General features: G+C 69.1%; 17 protein-coding genes and 1 pseudogene. 12 read left to right on the top strand and 6 right to left on the bottom strand.

The genetic code is table 11. The features are described 5' to 3' along the window. Positions 1–340 precede the first annotated feature (340 nt). Positions 341–1,015 carry a cellulose binding domain-containing protein gene (locus ABT352_RS08760; RefSeq protein ID WP_350943675.1) on the top strand — a complete coding sequence of 225 codons (675 nt, stop codon included), beginning with the start codon at positions 341–343 and terminating at the stop codon, positions 1,013–1,015. 164 nt (positions 1,016–1,179) lie between these two features. On the opposite strand, the gene ABT352_RS08755 is transcribed toward ABT352_RS08760, so the two are convergent. The 4 genes from ABT352_RS08755 to ABT352_RS08740 all read right to left on the bottom strand — a co-directional run bounded on the left by ABT352_RS08755 (position 1,180) and on the right by ABT352_RS08740 (position 6,824). Beyond that, positions 1,180–3,672 carry an ATP-binding cassette domain-containing protein gene (locus ABT352_RS08755; protein ID WP_350943674.1) on the bottom strand — a complete coding sequence of 831 codons (2,493 nt, stop codon included), beginning with the start codon at positions 3,670–3,672 and terminating at the stop codon, positions 1,180–1,182. Between the two features lie 71 nt (positions 3,673–3,743). Beyond that, the gene (locus tag ABT352_RS08750; RefSeq protein ID WP_350943673.1) at positions 3,744–4,910 is read right to left on the bottom strand and encodes a substrate-binding domain-containing protein; all 1,167 of its coding nucleotides are present in this window, start codon (positions 4,908–4,910) and stop codon (positions 3,744–3,746) included. Between the two features lie 52 nt (positions 4,911–4,962). Beyond that, positions 4,963–6,009, bottom strand: a complete 1,047-nt coding sequence (locus tag ABT352_RS08745; protein ID WP_350943672.1) for an ABC transporter permease — start codon at positions 6,007–6,009, stop codon at positions 4,963–4,965. Between the two features lie 59 nt (positions 6,010–6,068). After that, a complete protein-coding gene (locus tag ABT352_RS08740) occupies positions 6,069–6,824 on the bottom strand; it encodes an SDR family NAD(P)-dependent oxidoreductase (protein WP_350943671.1) in 756 nt (251 codons plus the stop codon). On the opposite strand from ABT352_RS08740, the gene ABT352_RS08735 reads away from it, so the two are divergent. The 10 genes and pseudogenes from ABT352_RS08735 (at position 6,745) to ABT352_RS08690 (ending at position 18,132) form a co-directional block, all read left to right on the top strand. Continuing rightward, positions 6,745–7,842, top strand: a complete 1,098-nt coding sequence (locus ABT352_RS08735; protein ID WP_350943670.1) for a carbon-nitrogen hydrolase family protein — start codon at positions 6,745–6,747, stop codon at positions 7,840–7,842. The two genes, ABT352_RS08740 and ABT352_RS08735, sit on opposite strands and share 80 nt — an antisense overlap. Before the next feature lie 29 nt (positions 7,843–7,871). Further along, positions 7,872–8,846, top strand: a complete 975-nt coding sequence (locus ABT352_RS08730) for a cyclase family protein (protein ID WP_350943668.1) — start codon at positions 7,872–7,874, stop codon at positions 8,844–8,846. Between the two features lie 54 nt (positions 8,847–8,900). Then, on the top strand, positions 8,901–10,598 hold the full coding sequence (locus ABT352_RS08725) for a dihydroxy-acid dehydratase (protein WP_350943667.1): 1,698 nt from the start codon (positions 8,901–8,903) through the stop codon (positions 10,596–10,598). Between the two features lie 24 nt (positions 10,599–10,622). Next, a pseudogene (locus ABT352_RS08720) lies at positions 10,623–10,922 on the top strand (GntR family transcriptional regulator); the annotation flags it as partial. Between the two features lie 18 nt (positions 10,923–10,940). Next, complete coding sequence (locus tag ABT352_RS08715; RefSeq protein ID WP_350944236.1) at positions 10,941–11,441, top strand: GntR family transcriptional regulator; 501 nt, start codon at positions 10,941–10,943, stop codon at positions 11,439–11,441. A gap of 332 nt (positions 11,442–11,773) precedes the next feature. Continuing rightward, positions 11,774–14,143, top strand: coding sequence for an endopeptidase La (gene lon, locus ABT352_RS08710; RefSeq protein WP_350943666.1), 2,370 nt, complete (start codon positions 11,774–11,776; stop codon positions 14,141–14,143). Between the two features lie 136 nt (positions 14,144–14,279). Next, positions 14,280–15,422, top strand: coding sequence for a Fic family protein (locus ABT352_RS08705; protein ID WP_350943665.1), 1,143 nt, complete (start codon positions 14,280–14,282; stop codon positions 15,420–15,422). A gap of 320 nt (positions 15,423–15,742) precedes the next feature. After that, entirely contained in the window at positions 15,743–16,705 is a 963-nt protein-coding gene (locus ABT352_RS08700) for a methionine ABC transporter ATP-binding protein (RefSeq protein WP_350943664.1), read from the top strand. Continuing rightward, the gene (locus tag ABT352_RS08695) at positions 16,702–17,358 is read left to right on the top strand and encodes a methionine ABC transporter permease (protein ID WP_350943662.1); all 657 of its coding nucleotides are present in this window, start codon (positions 16,702–16,704) and stop codon (positions 17,356–17,358) included. Before ABT352_RS08700 ends, ABT352_RS08695 begins: the two co-directional genes overlap by 4 nt. A 168-nt stretch (positions 17,359–17,526) precedes the next feature. Beyond that, positions 17,527–18,132 carry a ubiquitin family protein gene (locus ABT352_RS08690; RefSeq protein ID WP_350943660.1) on the top strand — a complete coding sequence of 202 codons (606 nt, stop codon included), beginning with the start codon at positions 17,527–17,529 and terminating at the stop codon, positions 18,130–18,132. 120 nt (positions 18,133–18,252) lie between these two features. Here the strand turns inward: ABT352_RS08690 and ABT352_RS08685 are convergent, their stop codons facing one another. Both ABT352_RS08685 and ABT352_RS08680 read right to left on the bottom strand, forming a co-directional pair. After that, positions 18,253–19,059, bottom strand: coding sequence for an SGNH/GDSL hydrolase family protein (locus ABT352_RS08685; protein ID WP_350943659.1), 807 nt, complete (start codon positions 19,057–19,059; stop codon positions 18,253–18,255). Further along, positions 19,056–19,631 carry a PadR family transcriptional regulator gene (locus ABT352_RS08680; RefSeq protein WP_350943657.1) on the bottom strand — a complete coding sequence of 192 codons (576 nt, stop codon included), beginning with the start codon at positions 19,629–19,631 and terminating at the stop codon, positions 19,056–19,058. Before ABT352_RS08680 ends, ABT352_RS08685 begins: the two co-directional genes overlap by 4 nt. Positions 19,632–20,004: 373 nt before the next feature. Between ABT352_RS08680 and ABT352_RS08675 the strand changes: the two genes are divergently transcribed. Further along, positions 20,005–21,354, top strand: a complete 1,350-nt coding sequence (locus ABT352_RS08675; RefSeq protein WP_350943656.1) for a S1C family serine protease — start codon at positions 20,005–20,007, stop codon at positions 21,352–21,354. The last annotated feature ends 136 nt before the right edge of the window (positions 21,355–21,490 follow it).

Genomic DNA, 21,490 nt, shown 5'->3' with positions numbered 1-21,490 from the left:
AGCTCCCGTGTCCTCACCGCGGGCCGAGGATCTTCTCCGGCTCTCCGTCGGCACCCGTCTTCGCTGAACGTTTCATCGGCCGACCTCGTTCATCAGGGACAGCCGGGCGTGGTGGTCGCGCGGCGTTGACCATTCCCATCCTGAGGGTGATTTTCGTGGAAAAGACTGATCGGTACGGGGAGGTAGGTCGATGCGAGTAAGGACATGGTTGGCCGGTTGGGTCACCGGAGGATTGACGGCCGCGGCTCTCGTCCTCATGGCGGCAGGGAGCGCCACGGCCGCACCGGCACCGGCGCCGTCGCCCGCTCCGTCCGGTGCCCCTCCGTGCCATACGGGCCCGGTGACCCCGGCGCCCTCCAGCAGCCCGCCGACCGCGCCGGGAACGCCGACGGTCCTGAGCGTCGTGCTCAACTCGGCACGCCTGAGCTGGGCCGCCTCCAGCGACCCGCAGGGCATCGCCTGCTACTACGTGTACGAGGACAGGAACGGCACGGCCGTCAGGGTGGCCACCTTCCAGTCCGCGGCGACCGAGGGGACGGTCTACCTTCCGTTTCCCCCGCGCGGCGTCGAGTCGGTGACGTACCACCTGTACGTCGTGGCCGTCGACCCCCTGAACGAGGTGAGCCCTCCGTCCGGAACGGTGGCCGTCAAGATCTACAACGACCTCCCCATGCCCCCCACGCCGACGCCGACCGGCAGCTGCGAGGTGGAGTACACCTCCTGGCCGTGGAGCACCGGAATGAGCACGCACATCAAGATCTCCAACACCGGCTCCACCCCCCTCACCGACTGGCGGCTCACGTTCACCTTCGCCGACTCAGGTCAGCGGGTGACCTCGGGCTGGGAGGCCACCTGGTCGCAGACCGGGACCGCGGTGACGGCCAAGAGCCTGGCCTGGAACAAGGACCTGTCTCCCGGGCAGTCCCGGCTCATCGGCTTCCAGGGAACCCATGGCGGAGCCAACCCCACCCCGGCGGCCTTCCAGATCAACGGGATCGTGTGTAGCCGGGGGTGAGGGAGAGAACGGTCTGATGACACGTCCGTTCTGAACGGTCAAGGTGTGCCCGACAGCGTGACCGGAAGCCGAAGAGGGCCCCGGTGGTCCCGGTGGCAGCCGGTCGCGATGTCGGGCACCCGTGATCCGGGCTGCCCGCCGGGAGGCGCGTGACCGCCCGCCTGTCACGCTCGCGCGGTGCGGACCTGTGAGTAGATCGCCGTCGCGCCCAGTGCCATGAGACCCAGCATCCAGTACTGCCACGACTGCGACAGACCGAGGAACACCGTGGTGTTCTGGATGAGCTGCAGGAGCACGACTCCGAACAGGACGCCGACGAAGCTGCCCCTGCCCCCGAAGATCGAGGCCCCACCGAGGACGACCGCGGTGATGGCGGCCATCGTGTAACTGATCCCCGCCGTCGGGTCGCCCACGCCGATCTGCGCCATCAGCAGCAGGGCACCGCACACGGTGAAGAGCGCGCTGGCCAGATAGACGACCAGGTGAACGCGTTCCACCGGGATGCCCCGGTTCCGTGCCGCGTGTTCCGACGAGCCGGCCCCCCGCAACCTGAGCCCCGTCATGGAGCGCCTGGACATCACTTCCAGCAGGACGAGGAGAACGGCACCGACGATCACAGCCCAGGGAATCGGGCCGATGCGCGCGCTGAGCGCCTCGGTGACGGAGGTGGCGATGGAGCCTCCGGGCGAGTCCCGCATGAACAGGGAGAATCCCTGGAGCGCGGTGTAGGTGACCAAAGTGGCGACCACCGGTGTCACCCTGGCGAATCTGACCATCGCTCCGTTGGCCAGCCCCACACCGGTCGCCATGAGGATCATCAGCAGGAAGCCCAGGATCCACCAGCCTGCCCCGTACCCGTCGAGGACGTAGAACGACGCGATGACCACGAGGGCCCCGCTCAGGGGGCCGACGGAGAGGTCGATCCCCCCGGTGAGGATGACGACGAGCTGGCCGGCGGCGAGGAAGAGTACCGGTGCCAGCAGTCCCAGCATGCTCGCGATGTTGAACTCGGACAGGAAGCGGTCGCTACGGGTCGCGCTCACCGCGGCGAGCAGCACGATCGCGATCGCGAGGAACGCGCTGGGTGCCTGCTCGCTGGAGAGCAGGCGCCGCACTCCGCCGAACAGGCCCGTGCCTCGTGTCCGTACCGAGGACTCCGCCGTCCGCGCCGAGGTCGCGGCCGTCAGGGACGCCTCGGTGAGGGAATGGTCGGAGATCTCGTCGCCGGTCAGTTCGCGGACGACCCGCCCCTGGGAGAAGACCAGTACCCGGTCGCACAACCCGGCCAGTTCGACGTTGTCCGAGCTGAGCACCACGACGGGTGTTCCAGACTCGGCGGTGGAGCGGAGCCGGTGGTAGATGTCGGAGCGGACACCGACGTCGATGCCCTGGGTGGGCTCGTCGCAGAGCAGCACCTTGGGCGCGGAGAGCAGGGCCCGGCCGAGCACGACCTTCTGCTGGTTTCCTCCCGACAGGTGCTCCACGGCGGAGTCGGGCGAGGCCACCTTGATGCCGAGCCGGCTGATCTCCTCGGCCACGATCGAGTTCTCCGCCGAGCCTCGCACCACACCGGCGACCGCCGTCTCACCCGTGGCGGCGACGCCCAGGTTCTCCTTGACCGACAGTACGGTCGCGACGCCCTCGACGTGCCGTTCCTGGGGCATGAGCACGACGCCGGCACGCCGGGCACGACGTGGGCTGCCGAGATCGACCCGGCGACCGGAGACGATGACGTCGCCGCCGGTCACCGGGTCGGCGCCGCCGAGTGACCGGATGAAGTCGCGCTGTCCGTTGCCCTCCACGCCGGCGAGGCCGAGAACCTCGTTGCGGGCCAGCGTGGTGGTGATCCCCCGGAGCCGGTCCGAGCGCAGGTCCCTGACCTCCATCACGACGTCGCCGACGGACGAGGGACGCGGTGGGAACAGCGCCTCGATCTCGCGTCCCGCGATGCGGGTGATGACCTCCTGCTCGGACACCTCGGAGGAGAGGAAGGTTCCGCGCACCTGCCCGTCGCGCAGTACCGTGAGCCGGTCGGACAGTGCCATCACGTCGGGCAGCCGATGACTGATGTAGATCACCGTCATGCCGCGGGCCGCGGCGAGCCTGACCTGCTCGAAGAGTCTCTCGATCTCGGCCGCCATGAAGGGCTCGGTCGGTTCGTCGAGAATCAGGACGCCGGGCTCGCAGGCGAAGGCACCGCAGATCTCGACCGCCTGCTTCTCGGCCAGGGTCAACCGCCCGGCCGCGACGGCCGGGTCGATGTCCATCCCCATGACGAGCAGCTGTTTCCGAGCCCAGTCCTGGGCGTCGCCGAACGACGGCCGCAGCCGCTTCGGCACGCTCAGCAGGAGGTTCTCGGTGACCGTGAGGTCGGGGAGAAGCGCCGGATGCTGGAAGGCGATGGCCAGGCCCTGCTCCCGGGCGGCGATCGGGGACCGCTGCCGCATCGGCGAGCCCGCGATCTCGACGGTGCCCGCGTCGGGTGCCAGTGCGCCGGAGGCCACGGCCATGAGCGTGGACTTCCCGGCGCCGTTCCCTCCGACCAGGGCGTGCACCTCGCCCGGACGGGCCTGGAACTCGACGCCGTCGAGCGCGACGACGCCGGGGAAGCGTTTGGTCACCCCGCGGAGAACCAGTCCAGCGTTCGAATCGGCCATGCGAAGGATCACTCCTCACTCAGGCTCAATGCGCTCCGCCGGGCGCGCGCCCGGCGGAGCACAACGAGTGATCAGTTGTAGGCCTGCTTGAGCTGCTCCGGCGTGAGCTCGGAGGACAGGATCGCGCTGGCGGGAAGATCGGGGTCGCACTTGGGGGGCTTCGTCTCGTCCAGGGTGTTCTCGAAGATCGGGATGTTGATGATCTCGGGCTCGTCGTTCTTGATGCCCTGGTGAGCGGCGACGGCCTTGCGCAGTGCGAGGCGGATGATCCAGGTACGCGAGGACACGGTCACGGTCTGGAAGGTCGGTTGCTTGGCCGAGTTCTCCTTCCAGGCGCAGGCGAAGCCGTTGAGGTCGTTGGCGGTCCACAACGGCAGGGGCCGACCGGCCTGGAGGAAGGCGCGGATGCCACCCAGCGACGCGTCACCGGAGTCGGTGATCACACCGTCGATCGTCGGGTACTTGGTGAGCAGTCCGGACACGACCTTCTGCAGCTGGGCCGGGTTCCAGTTCGTGTCGATCGGCTTGCCGGGCTCGTTCAGCAGCTTGACGCCCGCGCAGGCGGTGTTCTCCTTGAGTTCCTTCTCGATGCCGACCATCTCGGTGATGCTCTGGGTGTTGCCCGGGGTACCGCCGAGGAAGACGACGTTCCCGCCCTTGCTCCCGAGGTTCTCGCACATCCAGCGCGTCCACGTCACGCCGTCGTTGACCGTGTTGTGGCCGACGAACGTGGTGTAGTCCTGGCCCGGTTTGCCTCCCGGGTTCGCCGTCCACGGCACCACCTGCACGCCCGCCTTGTAGGCCTCGCGCAGGGTCGGCAGCAGTGCCTCGCCCGCGTCGGGGAAGACGACCAGGGCCTCGACACCCTGGGCGACCAGGGCCTTGATGTCACTGATCGCCTTCTGCGGGTTGTTCTGACCGTCGGCGTACGGCAGCACGGTGATGTTGGGACACTTGCTCGCCTCGTCCTCGAACTCGGCGCGGGCCGTCTTCCTGAAGGCGTTGTCGCCGGTACCGTCGGCGAGCGCGACCTTCACCGGTTTGGTGCCGCAGAAGTCCGTCATGGGGCGGAGCTGGGAGACGTCTCCGGTCCGGGCCACGTCGCTGTAGACGTCCTGGACACCGCCGGCGGCCTTCGTCTCGCCCGGGCCGCCGGCGCAGCCCGCCGCGCCGAGGAGCGCGAGTGCCAGAACGGCGGCCGAGTGGCGGGCCCGGAATCGAGGTTTGGTGGGAGGCATTGCGATCTCCTGTCGGGGGTGACACTTCTTGGGGAGGGAGGAAGCTCGCCGTTCACGGTGATGACGGCATGGATCGGGTAGCGGGGGAACGGGTTCTCAGCCGCGTGCGGACGGTGCCCCAGGGCACTCCGCGGAACACCACGCTCAGCGCGAGCACGCCTGCCTGGACGAGCAGCTGGGTGGCGGTGGAGGCGCCGGCGGCGAGGACCACCTGGTCCAGCTGGGTGAGGAACAGGGCGGCGACGGCGGTGGCGGCCAGGCTGGTGATGCCGCCGGACAGCAGGCTTCCGCCCAGGACGACGGCCGCGATCGTGGGGAGCAGGTAGGTGTTCCCGAGCAGGATGTCCGGAGTCCGCAGGTAACCCGCGAGCAGGACGCCGGCCAGCGAGTAGCAGATACCCGCCGTCACGTAGGCACCCGCCTCGTAGGAGCCGGTGGGCAGACCGAGCAGCCGCGCCGCGGGCCGCCCGGCGCCGACCGCGACGAAGCGACGGCCGAGCACCGTGTGCCGGACCCCCCAGTGCGCGAAGGTGACCACCACGACGGCGACCAGCAGCAGGTTGGGGACGCCCCACACGGATCCGACGGCGAAGGCGCTCAGGCCGGGTGCGGCGGAGGCGGGGAACCCCTTGGAGACCTGCAGGACGACGCCGATGAGGATGGAGTTCACCGCGAGGGAGGCGACGAACGCGGCGATGGACAGCCGCACCACGGCGATGCCGATGACCAGACCGCTCACCGCGCCCACCGCGATCCCCATCGCGACCGCCGCCCAGACCGGCACACTCGTGACCGTCGGCAGTTTGGTCGCCAGGACCGCGGCCAGCGCCATCACCCCCGGCACCGACAGATCGATGCCGCCCTGGGAGACGACGAGGGTCTGGCCGAGCGCGGCGATCGCCATCACGGCGGCGAACGGGAGCATCGACAGGACGGCGGAGCCGGACAGGCTGCCGGGGGAGATCAGCGGGCTGGCGGCGAAGAGCAGCAGCGTGATCAGCCAGATCGAGGAGAACCGGCCTGTCAGGAGGCGGCGCGGGTCGATCGGTCCACCGGGAGCGGTGCGCCTCGTCGGCGGCAAGGTCGTATGCCGGGACATTTCCGATTCCCTTTCTGGAAACTGCGCGAGCCGGGGATGGGGGAGGTACGCCGGTGCTCTCAGACGGCGGTGTAGCCGCCGTCTACGGCCACGTCCGCCCCGGTCATGAAGCCGGCGGCGGGGCTCAGCAGAAAAAGGATCACCTTGGCCACCTCCCGCGGTTCCGCGAGACGCGCGATCGGATGGCCTTCGATGAGGCGCCGCCGAGCCGATTCGGGATCGGGCTGGGAGCCGAGGTAGGTCTCCAGCTGCTCGGTGACCACGGACCCGGGGCTGACCACGTTGCACCGGATCCCGGCGGCGGCGTAGTCGACGGCGATCTGGCGGGACAGCTGCGTCACCGCACCCTTGGAGGCGCAGTACGCGGCCTGGTTGGCCAGGCCGACGGTCCCCGAGATCGAGGAGAGGTTGACGATGGAGCCCGGTGACCCCTGGGCGAGCATCGCGCGCACCACGTGCTTGTTCAGCAGGAAGGTGCCGGTCGCGTTGATCGTGATGACCCGCTCCCAGTCGGCGAGTGTGGTGTCGACCAGCGGTTTCGCCACGATGGTGGCGGCGCAGTTCACCAGGCCGTCGATCCGGCCCCACCGGTCGAGAGCGATCCGCACGGTCCCGGCGACGGCCTCCTCGTCGGTGACGTCCAGTCCGTGTGCCACCGCGTCCGCGCCGTTCGAGCGGAGTTCGGCGGCGAGCCGCTCCGCGAGCTCGGCCCGTTGATCCGTCAGTAGGACGGACATGCCGGCCGCCGCGCATTCGCGGGCCGTCGCGGCGCCGATCCCGCCCACGGCACCGGCGAGGACAACTACTTCTGGCATGACCGTTACCTCTCAGGTGCAATGTCCGAATCAGGTCGGGCCACCATTGCATGCAGCACTTTGCATGTCAATGGTGAATGCTGCGCTTGACGTGCAGCATGCTGCATGCAACTCTGAGCCGTGTTCACTCCCTCATGGACATCAGAGGTGCACATTGCCCGGTTTGGATACGGGGTCCGGCATCCCGATCGGCGTGGCTCAGATGAGCGTCGACCGAACGGATGCGGCGGCGAACGTCGATCGAGTCGTTGAGATCCTGCGGGCAGGCGCCACGGCCGGGCACCGGCTGGTGGTCTTCCCCGAATGCGTGCTCACCGGCTACCTGTTCGACTCCCGTGCCGACACCTACGCCGCCGCGCTCAACGTCGCGGATCCGCGGATCGGCCGCGTGGTGGACGCCTGCCGCGCGAACTCCATCCACGCGGTGGTCGGTCTCCTGGAGGAGACGGACGGGGTGGTCCACAACTCGGCCCTGGTGATCGGGCCCTCCGGGATCATCGGCCGTTACCGTAAACAACACCTGCCCTACCTCGGTGCGGACCGTTTCGTCGAACAGGGCGACGGCACCGAGCCCCGGGTGGTCGACACCCCCTTCGGCAGGGTCGGTGTGATGATCTGCTTCGACCTGAGGTTCCCCGAGTCCGCTCGCGAGCTCGCGCTCCAGGGCGCCGACGTCATCGCGATGCCCACCAACTGGCCCGCGGGGTCGGACTTCCTCGCCGACCACGTGACACGGGTGCGCGCGCTGGAGAACCTCACCTATCTCGCGGTGGCCGACCGCCCCGACTCCGAGGCCGGCACCCCCTTCATCGGCAGGAGCCAGATCATCGCGCCCTCCGGAGCGGTGCTGGTGGACGCCGGGCAGGAGGAGGGGTTGTTCGGAGCGGAGATCGACGTGCGGGACGCCCGGACGAAGAGACTGATCATCGAGCCCGGCCGGTTCGAACTCCCGGTGTTCTCCGGACGCCGCCCCGAGATGTACGGCGAGATCACCCGCCCGGTGCCCCCGGGCCGGTAAGCGAAGCGAACAGGAAGGCGGACACCACCATGTGCGGGCCCGCGCTCATCAGTGAGGCGACCAGGGACAAGATCGCGGCGTACTGTGCCACGTTCCGAGAGGTCACCCGTAGCCCATTCGGCCCCGACGACGAGATCGGCATGCTGAACCTGCTCACCCCCGAGGCCTCGCGCGAGGTGCTGCGACGGGCGGACGGCGGCGGTGCCATCGACCTGTCGGTGGACTACTTCGTCGGAATGCCCTCGTGGACGAAGGCGGGCGACCCCGGCTTCCAGCAGTGGATGACGCACACCCCGGCCGGTACGGTCCTGGACGACATCACCGGAATGGGGCGCGAGCAGAACGAACTGGTCTCCTACTCCGGCGACGCCATCTCGATGTACACGCACTGCGGAACCCACATCGACACGTTGAACCACTTCGGGTACAACGGCCGGATCTGGAACGGCTTCTCCGCGCAGGACCACATCAGCTCCCGGCACTGGACCAGGTGTGGTGCGGACAAGATCCCTCCCATCATCGCCCGCGGCGTGCTCTTCGACGTCGCCGCGCTGTACGACGTCGACATGCTTCCCGACAACCACGGGATCGGCGAGGAGGACCTCCGCCAGGCGCTGCGACGTCAGAACGTCGAGTTCCGGCCCGGTGACGTGGCGCTGGTGCGCACGGGCCGGATGCGTGCCTGGCCGAAGATCGACGCCTACATCGACAACAGTCCCGGCCTGAACCTGGAGGGGGCCCGGTTCCTCGCCCGGCTCGGCGCCTCGGTCATCGGCGGCGACACCCTCGCCCTGGAGCAGATGCCGGCCGCGGACGAGGAGAACTGGCAGGTCGTCCACACCTATCTCATGGGAGAGGCGGGCGTCCCCATCATGGAGGTGGTCGACTGCGAGCGGCTCTCGGCGGACGGGCTCCACGAATTCGCCTTCGTCGCCGCCTCCCTGAAGCTCCGTGGCGCGACCGGTGCTCCCACGCGTCCGCTCGCCATGCCTCTCCGACACTGACGCCCCCTTTTTTCCTTCCCCCCGATCGGTTTGACCCCCGGAGGTCCACCCACCATGAATACGACGCCCCCGACCGAATCGGTCATCGACCGGGCTCGCACGTCATACGGTGACGACGGTTTCAGCAAGTACCTCCGGCGTGCCTTCCTGGCCTCCAGCGGGTACGACGACGTGGCGCTGGACCGGCCGATCGTCGGGATCGCGGTGACGAAGTCCGACTACAACACCTGCCACCGCGACATGCCCGCCCTGCTGGCGGCGGTCAGGCGCGGGGTCCTGGAGGCCGGCGGCCTTCCCATGGAGTTCCCCACCATCTCGCTCGGGGAGATCCTGACGTCCCCGACGACGATGCTGTTCCGCAACCTGCTCGCGATGGACACCGAGGAGATGATCCGCGCGCTTCCGATGGACGCCGCGGTCCTGCTCGGCGGATGCGACAAGACCGTGCCGGCCCAGCTGATGGCCGCGGCCTCGTCGGACAAGCCGGTGCTCCTCGAGGTCGTCGGGCCGATGATGACGGGCAGCTGGCAGGGCGAGCGGCTCGGGGCCTGTACCGACTGCCGGCGTTTCTGGGGCAGGCACCGCGGTGGTGAACTCGACGAGGCGGAGATCACCGGTGTCCGCGACGAACTGGTGTCGACCGCGGGAACATGCGCGGTCATGGGAACCGCCTCCACCATGGCCTGCCTCACCGAGACCCTCGGCATGATGCTGCCGGGAGGCGCGACGCCGCCCGCCGCCACCGGCGCCCGCCTCCGGCACGGTGTCGAGACCGGCCGCCGCGCCGTCGAACTCGGCCGGTCGGGAGGCCCGCTGCCGAGGGAGATCATGACCCCCGCGGCGTTCCGCAACGCCATCCGCGTGCTCTCGGCGTTGAGCGGATCGACGAACGCGCTGATCCACCTGACCGCCGTGGCACGAAGGGCCGGGGTGCCGCTCGACCTCGGTGACTTCGACGCGATCGGCGCCGAGGTGCCGCTCCTGGTCGACTGCAAGCCCGCCGGATCGGGTTACCTGGAGGACTTCCACCGTTCCGGAGGACTTCCGGCGCTGCTGAAGGTCCTGGAGCCCATGCTCGAACCGGAGACGGTCGGGGTCTCGGGGAACACCCTGGGATCGCTGATCGAGCGGACCCCCGCCCGGCAGGACTGGCAGACCACGATCCGCCCGCTGAAGGACCCCCTGGGAGCGGCGGGGAGTCTGGCGGTGCTGCACGGCACGCTGGCCCCGGGCGGCGCGGTCATCAAGACCGCCGCCGCGAGCCCTCACCTGATGGACCACACCGGACCCGCGCTGGTCGTCGACTCGGCGGAGGACGCGGCCCGGATCCTGGACGACCCGGATCTGGACGTCACGCCGGATCACGTGCTGGTGCTGCGCAACGCGGGACCCGTCGCCGCGGGGATGCCGGAGGCCGGTGCCCTGCCCATCCCGGCCAAGCTGGCCCGCGCCGGGATCCGGGACATGGTCAGGGTCTCCGACGCGCGGATGAGCGGCACCTCCTACGGCACCGTGGTGCTGCACTGCACCCCGGAGGGCGCGGCAGGGGGACCGATCGCGCTGGTCCGTGACGGTGATCTCATCAGACTGGACGTCGCGGCCCGGCGACTCGACCTGCTCGTGGACGAGGACGAACTGGAGCGGCGCCGTGCGGACTTCGTCCCGCCCGAGCTGCCGGCACGCGGCTGGCGGCGACTGTACGCGCAGACGGTGCTCCCGGCCACCGAGGGAGCCGATCTATCATTTCTCTGAAACGGTTGCCATGCCACACGCCGCATGTCGCTCTCTGGATGCGTCCCTGAATCAGCAGGGGCATCATTGAGCGTCACGTCAGACGCTGTAGATCAAAAACACCAGGAGCCATGCCGGATGGAACAGATTTCGACGGATAAGACAACGCTGACGACTCAGACGTTCGAAGTCATCCGCCGGGCCATCCTCACGGGCGAGCTGGCACCTGGCACGTTGCACTCCGTGGTGGGGATCGCCGCCCAGTTGGGAGTGTCCCGGACGCCGGTCCGGGAGGCTCTCCTCCAGCTCGCCACCCATGGGGTCGTCAGTTTCGAACGCAGCCGCGGTGTCAGGATCCTCCAGATGACGACGCGTGACATCGAGGAGATCTACTCGATCCGTTTCCTGCTCGAGGTCCCCTCGGTCTATCGCGCCGCGACCACGATGAACGACGACCAGATCGCATCGGTCTCGGAGGCACTGGAGAAGATGGGCAAGGCGGTCGAGATCGGGGACGAGCGCCTCTTCCAGGAGGAGGATGTGAAGTTCCATCAGCTGATCCTGGAAGGAGCGGGCAACGAGCGGGTGACCCAGAGCGTCGCGACGACACGCGCCCAGATGTCCGCCCGAGGTCTGTCCACGACCCAGACCAGGACGCTCGCCGACATCTGGCGAGTTCACGAGCGCATCCTGGAGCGCATTCAGGCCCGTGACAACCAGGGGGCCGCACAGGCCATGCACGATCATCTGCTGGAGACCACGCGCCTGCTGCTGACCCAGTCGACCGGGGATCCGCTCACCGGGGCCGGCTTCGAACCTCCGGTCTTCCCCGTCGTCTCGCCCCAGAACCCCTCGCACCCCTGACGGCTCCGCGCGCGGGCACCGGACGTGCCCCGCGTCGGCCTCGTGCTCGATGACGGTGAGACGGCTCCGCGCCTCAGCGCCGGACGTCTCGCCGCCGGGCGCCCCTCCCGAGGGGCGCCCGGCGGCGTATCGGCCGTCCTCCGGCGCTGAGGCGCGATCTTCCTCACCCCTTCGCCGACGTGGTCCGGCGTACACGCACTCCTGAAGCGGCCGGGTTGTCCGAGCAGCCGTGATTACACAATTACGATCGCTCACAGCGAACAGGCTCAACGCCGGGAACATTATCGGACTCCCATTAATTGAGTGTGTATAACTCAACCCTTGGAGTTCACATGAGTGAGAGCTTGATCCTCCCGGTCCTGCCGCTCGACGACGAGGTCGTGCTGCCGGGCATGGTGGTCCCGCTTGACCTGTCGGAGACCGAGGTCCGGGCCGCGATCGACGCGGCGCAGGCTCTCGCTGACAACAAGCCGGAGGTCCTTCTCGTTCCCCGGATCGACGGCAGATACGGCTCGGTGGGCGTGCGGGCGATCGTCGAGCAGGTGGGCAGGCTCCCCGGAGGCGAGCCGGCGGCCGTGGTGCGCGGTGTCGACCGGGTGCGCGTGGGCACCGGCACGACCGGCCCCGGCGCGGCCCTGTGGGTGCAGGCCACCCGCATCCCCGCCGTCGCGGCGGGCGAGCGCGCGCACGAGCTCGCCAAGGAGTACAAGGCGCTGGCCACCACGATCCTGCAGAAGCGGGGCGCCTGGCAGGTCGTCGACGCGGTCAACCAGATGGACGACCCCTCGATCCTCGCCGACAACTCGGGGTACGCCCCCTGGCTGAGCGTCCCGCGCAAGGCCGAGATCCTCCAGACCGCCGACCCCGCCGACCGCTTGGAGAAGCTGGTCGAGTGGTCGCGCGAGCACCTGGCCGAGCTCGACGTGGCCGAGACGATCCGCAAGGACGTCCAGGAGGGCATGGAGAAGCAGCAGCGCGAGTTCCTGCTCCGCCAGCAGCTCGCCGCGGTCCGCAAGGAGCTCGCCGAGCTGAACGGTGACACCTCCGCCTCCGAGGAGGAGGACTACCGCTCCCGCGTCGAGGCCGCCGACCTGCCCGAGAAGGTCCGCGAGGCCGCGCTCAAGGAGGTCGACAAGCTGGAGCGGACCTCCGACCAGTCTCCGGAGACCGGCTGGATCCGCACCTGGCTCGACACCGTCCTCGACATCCCGTGGAACGAGCGGACCGAGGACTCCTACGACATCGCCGCGGCCCGCGCCGTCCTCGACGCCGACCACACCGGCCTCGACGACGTCAAGGACCGCATCATCGAATACCTGGCCGTCCGCGGACGCAGGGCGGAGAAGGGCCTCGGCGTGGTCGGCGGGCGCCGCAGCGGCGCCGTGCTCGCGCTGGCCGGCCCTCCCGGGGTCGGCAAGACCTCCCTCGGCGAGTCCGTGGCCCGCGCGATGGGCAGGAAGTTCGTCCGGGTCGCCCTCGGCGGCGTGCGCGACGAGGCCGAGATCCGCGGTCACCGGCGCACCTACGTGGGGGCACAGTCCGGCCGGATCGTCCGGGCCGTCCGCGAGGCCGGTTCGATGAACCCGGTCGTGCTGCTCGACGAGGTCGACAAGGTCGGCTCCGACTACCGGGGCGACCCCACCGCCGCGCTCCTCGAGGTGCTCGACCCGGCGCAGAACCACACCTTCCGCGACCACTACCTGGAGGTGGAGCTCGACCTCAGCGACGTGCTCTTCCTGGCGACCGCGAACGTGCTGGAGGCGATCCCCGGCCCGCTGCTGGACCGCATGGAGATCGTGACGCTCGACGGCTACACCGAGGACGAGAAGGTCGCCATCGCCCGCGACCACCTGCTTCCGCGCCAGCTCGACAAGGCCGGTCTCACCGCGGAGGACGTCACCGTCGGCGAGGACGCGCTGCGCAAGCTCGCCGGTGAGTACACCAGGGAGGCCGGGGTCCGTTCCCTGGAGCGCTCGATCGCCAGGATCCTGCGCAAGGTGACGGCGAACGTCGCGCTCGGCGAGAGCGAGCTGCCCGTGACGGTGAAGGATCTGGTCCCCTACCTGGGCCGCCCGCGCAACGTGCCGGAGTCCTCGCTTCCGGAGTCCAGCCAGCGTACGGCGGTGCCCGGCGTGGCCACCGGCCTCGCGGTCACCGGAGCGGGAGGCGACGTCCTCTACGTGGAGGCGTCCCTGGCCGACCCCGAGACCGGCGACACCGGTCTGACCCTCACCGGTCAGCTCGGCGACGTCATGAAGGAGTCGGCCCGGATCGCGCTCTCCTACCTGCGCTCGCGGGGCGCGGAGCTGGAGCTGCCCGTCGGTTCCCTCAAGGACCGTTCGGTGCACGTCCACTTCCCGGCCGGAGCCGTTCCCAAGGACGGCCCGTCCGCGGGCGTCACCCTGATCACGGCCCTCGCCTCGCTGCTGTCGGGCCGTCAGGTCCGCGCCGATGTGGCGATGACCGGCGAGGTCTCCCTCACCGGCCGGGTGCTCCCGATCGGCGGGGTGAAGCAGAAGCTGCTCGCCGCCCACCGGGCGGGCATCACGACCGTGCTGATCCCGGCGCGCAACGAGCCCGACCTGGACGACGTCCCGCAGGCCGTCCGTGACGAGCTCACCGTGCACACGGTGAGCGACGTGCGCGAGGTCCTGGAGATCGCGCTCACCCCGGCCAAGGTGGCCGAGCACGCCGCCGCCTGACCGGCGCTCCCCGAGACGGCCCGTTCTCTCCGACGAGAGGGCGGGCCGTCCGCGTCATTCCCGGATGAAACGGACGTAGCGAATATAAATGAACGAATCATCAAGTCGATTGACCAAATGATCTGGTCATGGTGGCATGGTCTCCATGCTGTACGGAACGCCTTCCCTGGAGGCCGTCGACGAAGCGGTGCTCGGCGAGATCGAGGAGATGCGCCGCGACCTGAAATACCGTCTCGCGGAGAGCCACCGCTGGGACGGCCAGCTCCGGCGCCAGCTCCAGGCGCGGGCCATCCAGGGATCCAACTCGATCGAAGGCTATCGAGCCAGTGTCGAGGACATCGAGTCGATCATGGCCGGTGAGGAGCCGCTGGAGACCTCCGGTGCGGTCGCCAGGGAGATCTCCGGTTACCAGCAGGCGCTCACCTACATCCAGACGCTCTCCCGCGCCCCGGTGTTCGCGTTCGACGCCGGACTGCTCCACGCGCTCAACTTCATGATGATCGGTCATCACCATGACAAGACCCCGGGCACGGTGCGGCCCGGTGTCATCTACATCCGCAACTCCGCCACCGGGGAGGTCGTCTACGAGGGGCCCGACGCCGAGCGGGTGCCGGAGCTGATGGCCGAGCTGGTCGCCTGGCTCAACGAGGGCGATCTGGATGCGCCGAGCTACGTGCGGGCGGCGATGGCCCACTTCAACCTGGTGAGCATCCATCCCTGGCGCGACGGCAACGGCCGCATGTCGCGGGCGCTCCAGACGCTCGTGCTCGGCAGGGACCGGATCACGACCCCGGAGTTCTCCTCCATCGAGGAGTGGCTGGGGGGCGCCGAGAACACCGTCGACTACTACCGGACGCTGGCCGCGGTGGGCAGGCGCACCTGGAGTCCGCACAAGGACACGCTGCACTGGGTGCGCTTCTGCCTGCGCGCCCACCACCTCCAGGCCCAGCAGGTCCGACGGAGACTCTCGGAGGCGGGGGAGGTGTGGATGCTCCTGGAGGAGCGGATCGACGCCGACGGGCTCAACCCCCGCACGGTCTCGGCGCTGTACGAGGTGTTCGTCAACCGACGGCTGCGCCGGAGCAGATACCAGCTGGACGAGTCGCTCAGCCAGGGACAGGCGGTCAGGGACCTGCGCGATCTGGCGGCGAAGGGCTGGCTGACGCCGTACGGGGAGACCAAGGGCCGCTTCTACGCGCCCGGGGAGAGGATGCGGGTGATCAAGGAGGACTTCGCCCAGCGGATCACCCCCCTGCGGGACCCGTACCGGCATGACTAGGGAGCCGGTCAGGTAACCGCACAAAGTGTTGATCAACACCAGATGCGGTCAGGTCGACCTGTTGCGACCCGCGGTTCACCCGAAGGCCGGACACCGCCTGGTCCTTACTTGACCGGTGCTCCAGCCGGTGGTCGGACACGGGGCCGTTCACCGAGACGATCCTTCGGGACCCGTATCGGCATGACCGGCCCCGGCCGGACCTCGGCGTGACCGGGTACGGTCGTGGTCGGTGGCGCCATATGCCGATATTTCTGACAAGTGATTGATCTCACCTAACATGTCGGGAATGAGGTAAATAGCGGGCGCGTTGGGAACCGGTTGTGATCGATGTGTCGGGCCTGCGGAAGGTCTATCAGGATCGGGGCCGAGAGGTGGTCGCCGTCGACGGGGTGGATCTCCACGTCCGCGAGGGCGAGATCTTCGGCGTGCTCGGGCAGAGCGGCGCCGGTAAGAGCACCCTGCTGCGCTGCGTGAACCTCCTGGAGCGGCCGACCTCCGGCACCGTCTCGGTGGCCGGGCAGGAGCTGACCGGCCTGAAGGAGGGTGAGCTGCGCAGGGCCCGGCAGCGGATCGGGATGATCCACCAGCACTTCGCCCTGCTCTCCTCCCGTACGGTCGCCGGGAACGTCGCCTTCCCGCTGGAGGTGATGGGGATGGCCAAGGCCGAGCGTGTCAGGCGTACGGCCGAGCTGCTGGAGCTGGTCGGGCTGGCCGACAAGGCGGGGGCGCACCCCGCGCAGCTGTCGGGCGGGCAGAAGCAGCGGGTCGGCATCGCCCGCGCGCTGGCGGGAAGCCCTCCGGTCCTGCTGTCGGACGAGGCCACCTCGGCGCTCGACCCGGGCACCACACAGTCGATCCTCGCCCTGCTCAAGCGCCTCAACCGCGAGCTCGGCCTGACGATCCTGCTGATCACCCACGAGATGCACGTCGTGAAGTCGATCTGCGACTCGGTCGCGATCATGCGGGACGGCGTGGTCGAGGAGTCGGGGACCATCCCCGAGCTGATCTCCAGGCCCGGCTCCAGGCTCGCCGCCGAGTTGTTCCCTCTCCCCGAGCCGGAGCCGGGCCAGGTCACGATCACCTTCACCGGGCAGGCCGGTGAGCCGGTGGTCTCGCAGGTGGTCCGCAAGTTCGACGTCGACGTCAACATCCTCGGCGGGGCGCTGGAGGAGGTGGCGGGCCTCTCGACGGGACGGCTGCGCCTGCTCGTCACCGGTGACGAGCGCGCCGCCGCGCTCACCTACCTGGCCGGACGCGGCCTGCTCGTCGAGGAGGCCCGATGACCTGGGAAGAGATGCTCCCGCTGCTGCTGGAGTCGACCGGCCAGACCGTCCAGATGGTCCTGTGGTCGACCCTGTTCACGGTGATCCTCGGCCTCCCGCTCGGGGTGGCGCTGGTCGCCACCGACCGGGGCGGGCTGTTCCCCTCGCCCGCGCTCAACCGGGTGCTCGGGCTGATCGTGAACATCGGCCGCTCGCTGCCCTTCATCGTGCTGATGATCGCGATCCTCCCGCTGACCAGGCTCATCGTCGGCACGACCATCGGCACCATCGCCTCGGTGGTCCCGCTGACCCTCGGCGCGGCGCCGTTCTTCGCCCGGCTGGTGGAGACCGCGCTGCGCGAGGTCGGCAGGGACAGGGTGCAGGCGGCCCAGGCCATGGGGGCGGGGCGGGTGACCATCGTCGGCAAGGTCCTGCTGCCGGAGGCGATGCCCGGCCTGGTCGCGGGGCTCACGGTGACCGTGGTCGCGCTGATCTCGTACTCGGCGATGGCCGGGGCGATCGGCGGGGGAGGACTGGGGGACCTGGCCATCCGCTACGGCTACCAGCGCTTCGAGACCACGCTCATGATCGTCACCGTTGTCGTGCTGGTCGTCGTGGTGCAACTCGTGCAGACCCTGGGGGACACCGTCGCCCGCCGTCTCGCGCGTAACTGACCGGATTGTCGCACTGATCATTTACCCCTGTTTTATGATTTATCCGGCAAGTAGTTTTATTTGATCATTGATGTGGCCTCGCCTTTTAAGTGAAGTGAAAGTTACGGGCAATCGGCGCATCGTACAACGTGGGTGTCAAAATCCTCACTCCCGAGAGGAACCCTCGAAATGCGATTCGCCAGCCGAATCCTCCTGGGCGCCGGTGTCGCCGCCCTGTTCGCCACAGCTACCCCGGCGATGGCCAACGCCGAGACCGTGACCCCCGTCCAGACCGTCGCCGCGACCACCTCCGCGGACCCCTTCTACGCCGACAGCTGGGGACCGTACTACTCCGGTGACAAGAAGGCGGAGGCCGAAGGCAAGGTCACCGTGGAGAAGAAGTCGGAGAAGAAGTGGTACTGGAAGAAGTATCACAAGATCGTCAAGAAGTGCACCTGGTACAAGGGTGAGAAGAAGTGCAAGTGGGTGAAGCAGTGGTTCAAGAAGCGCGCGTGGAAGTGGGAGGACACATACCACTACACCGTCGACAGTAAGCTCACCAACCACAAGTGGTGGGGCAAGCCCAGGCACTTCTGCGCGTGGGAGACCTTCAAGGTCGTGGGCTTCGACGGCTCGACCACTTTCAAGAGCTTCAAGAACTGCTCCAAGCGGCCCGGCTTCTACTCCTTCTCCGGTAAGGACGCCGAGCACATCTACGTCAAGGTGGGGCGGGGCAACCACGGCCACTTCAACGGCTACCAGAGTGGCTGGGAGAACATCTACAGCCACGCCTGATCCATCCGGCCGGGCCCCGCGCGGGGCCTGACCGTCCGCCGGGCCGCGATCTCGTCCGCGAGATCGCGGCCCGGTCGCGTACGGGCACCTCCCGCCGAACCCGCGGGGCGAGCCCGTCGATCAGCCGATGCCCGATCTGCCGGGCATCGGCTGATCGTTCCTTGCCGGTGGAGCGAGAAGGGGACGCTTGGCCGTGCGGCCGTCACCCGAGGATCGGCCACGCAGACGACGGCCGATCCACGGCCTGGCGAAGGTGACCAGCCAGCGCAGCTCCGTCGCCGCGGTCCGCCAGGCGGCGGGGACGGGCAGCGTGGGGAGCGGAGACATCCAGGTGGAATCGCTACCCGGCAGGCTCAGGGCGTGCGCCATGGCGGCGGCGAGCCTGGCGTGCCCCACGGAACTGATGTGCAGGCGGTCCTCGTGCCACATCCGGGCATCCGTGACGAACGCGAGCGGATACAGGTCGACCACGGTGACGCCGTGACGGGCGGCGGCCTCGCGGATGCGCTCGTTGAGGTCGACCACCCTGGGCAGGAGCGGGCGGGTGAGCGGCGCCACCCTGGTGATGTCGGGGAAGGTCGAGGTGACCACGTGCGTCCCGATGGCGGTCAGGCCCGCGAACATGTCCTCCAGGGCGCCGGCGACCTCGGCGGCCCGGTATCCGGGCCGGATGACGTCGTTCATGCCGGCCACGACCGTGGCCAGGTCGGGGCGCAGTTCCAGGGCGACCGGCAGTTGCTCGTCGCGGATCCGGGCGGCCTGGCGGCCGCGTACGGCGAGGTTGGCGTAGAGCAGGTCCGGGTTGGCGGCGGCCAGGTGCTCGGCGAGCCGGTCGGCCCAGCCGCGGTACCCGCTCACGTCGTCGCCGTCGCCGAGGCCCTCGGTCTGGCTGTCGCCGAGCGCGACGTAGCGGTGGTAGGTCTTCACGTCGGCTTTCCCTCGTTGTGTACGGCGCGTTCACCCAGCGTCCTGGCGGTCTGCAGGCACCAGTCGCGCATCTCCCGCTCCAGCCGGAGCCCTCCCAGGCAGGTGAGGTACGGGCCGACACGCTCCCCCTCGCGCAGGAACGACTCCTCGTCCATGTCGCCGCGCAGGCGCACCAGCATCTTGCCGAACAGCGCGAGCTTGGCCGCCGCCGCCTCCGCGCGCTCGTGGAGCTGGGCGATCAGAATCTCGGGGTCGAGCAGGTCGGACACGTGGACCTTCACGGCCAGGTCGTCGCGGATGAGCAGGGGCTTGACCGGGCTCGCGGCGAAGGCGGCGAGCTCGCTCATCCCGGCCTCGGTCACGGTGAACACCCGCTTGTTGGGACGTCCTCGTTGCACGACCTCGCGGCCCGTCACCAGAGCGTCGGACTCCAGCTTGGCCAGCTCGGCGTAGAGCTGCTGGGGGGCGGCGTACCAGAAGTTGGAGACCCCCACATCGAAGATCTTGGTCAGTTGGTAACCGCTGTACTCGCCGTCCAGCAGCGCGGCCAGCACCGCGTGTCGCAAGGCCATCGACTAGCCACCACAGTCATGGTGATTAATACTCATATTTATGAGTATGGAGCTGAGATGGGCTGAGAACAAGAGAGCGAGGCGAAATGCCGGTGGTGTCCTCACGGGTGATCGCCGCATTTCCCGGCCGGAGAGGCGGGTGGTCCTCGGCATCCCCGTCCGCGCGCCGAGTCTGGAAAAGATCTTCACGTTGGTCTCCGGGCCGCGGGGTGCCCGCTGAGCACGGCGGATAAAGCCGTTGTCAGAGGATCCCGCCCGACGCGATCAGGCTCTTAACCTGGTCTTACGTGCGGTCGGGCATTGTTTTCCCTAACCGGTGAGTACCGGCCTCCGCCCCGTCGAATCGTGGGGGATGTAGGACTTGGGGGAAGACATGGACCCGAACAGGAATGAGCAGCAGGGCACACCGGCCGAGGCGACCCCCGGGAACGACGGCTGGACCCAGTTCGGCAAGGTGCCGCCACGCGTCGGCGCCTACCGCGCCGACGCCGACACCGGACCGCAGCCGACGCTGATCCACCCGGTGCCGGAACAGCTCGCCGCCGAGGCGCCGGTAGGAGCCGGAGGGTACGGGGGATCGGGGGCGGTCCCCCCGCAGCGAGGAAGACTCAGCGTCGGGCAGAAGGTAGGCGCCGGTCTCGCTCTGGCGGCCATGGCCGTCGGAGGTGGGGTCGCGGGGGCCTTCGCCGCGACGAGTCTCAACGGCGGCGCCGTCGCCCAGGTCTCGTCGGCCGGCCCGGTGGTGAGCCAGGTCGGCAACGTGACCACGGTCGCCGACATCGCCCAGGCCGTCCAGCCCTCCGTGGTGTCGATCGAGATCAGGACCGCCGCCGGCGGGGGCGAGGGGTCCGGGGTGGTGCTGTCGGAGGACGGACTGATCCTGACCAACAACCACGTGGTGGAGGCCGGAGGCCAGGGGGGTCCGGGCAGCCAGGTGACCGTCAAGTTCAGCGACGGGAAATCCGCCACCGCGAAGATCGTCGGTACCGACCCGGCCACCGACCTCGCGGTCATCAAGGCGGAGGGGGTCTCCGGCCTGACCAAGGCATCGCTCGGCGACAGCGACCGGCTGAAGGTCGGTGACTCCGTCCTCGCGATCGGCAGCCCGCTCGGCCTGTCCGGCTCGGTCACCGCCGGTATCGTCAGCGCGCTGAACCGTACCCTGACCGTCGGCGGCGACCAGGGCCGGCAGCAGCTCCCGCCCGGCTGGGGCAGGCAGCAGCAGAGCGGCAGCGCGGGCACCACCATCGGCGGCGCCATCCAGACCGACGCGGCGATCAACCCCGGCAACTCGGGAGGTGCGCTGGTCAACGCGGCCGGCCAGGTGGTGGGCATCAACACCGCCATCGCCACCAACGGCGGGGAGGGCAGCATCGGCGTCGGCTTCGCGATTCCCATCACCACCGCCAACCAGGTCGCCCAGCAGCTCATCGAGAGCGGCAAGGTCTCCCACGCCTTCCTGGGCGTGAGCATGACCGACGCCACCGGGGACGCGGGCGGAGCCCTGGTCGGCCAGGTCACCGAGGGAAGCCCCGCGGCCAAGGCGGGCATCCAGCAGGGCGATCTGATCACCAAGATCAACGACACGGCGGTGGACGAGGCCGCCACCGTGGTCGGAGCCGTCCGCGGCTTCAAGCCCGGCCAGCAGGTGAGCATCACCTACGTCCGGGACGGGCAGCCCCACAGCGTCACGGTGACCCTCGCGGAGAAGACCGGCGAGTAAGGTTCCCCGACGGATGTGCCGCCGGAGCCACCACGGCTCCGGCGGCACATCCGTTTTCGTCGTTCACGGCACATCCTCGCCGTGGGCCGTGGGCCGTGGGCCGTGGGCCGTCGCCGGGTCCCACTGGTCTCGAGCC

This window comes from Streptosporangium sp. NPDC000563, from assembly GCF_040299985.1.
Lineage (GTDB): Bacteria > Actinomycetota > Actinomycetes > Streptosporangiales > Streptosporangiaceae > Streptosporangium.
This window is presented reverse-complemented; position numbering and strand designations above follow the sequence as displayed.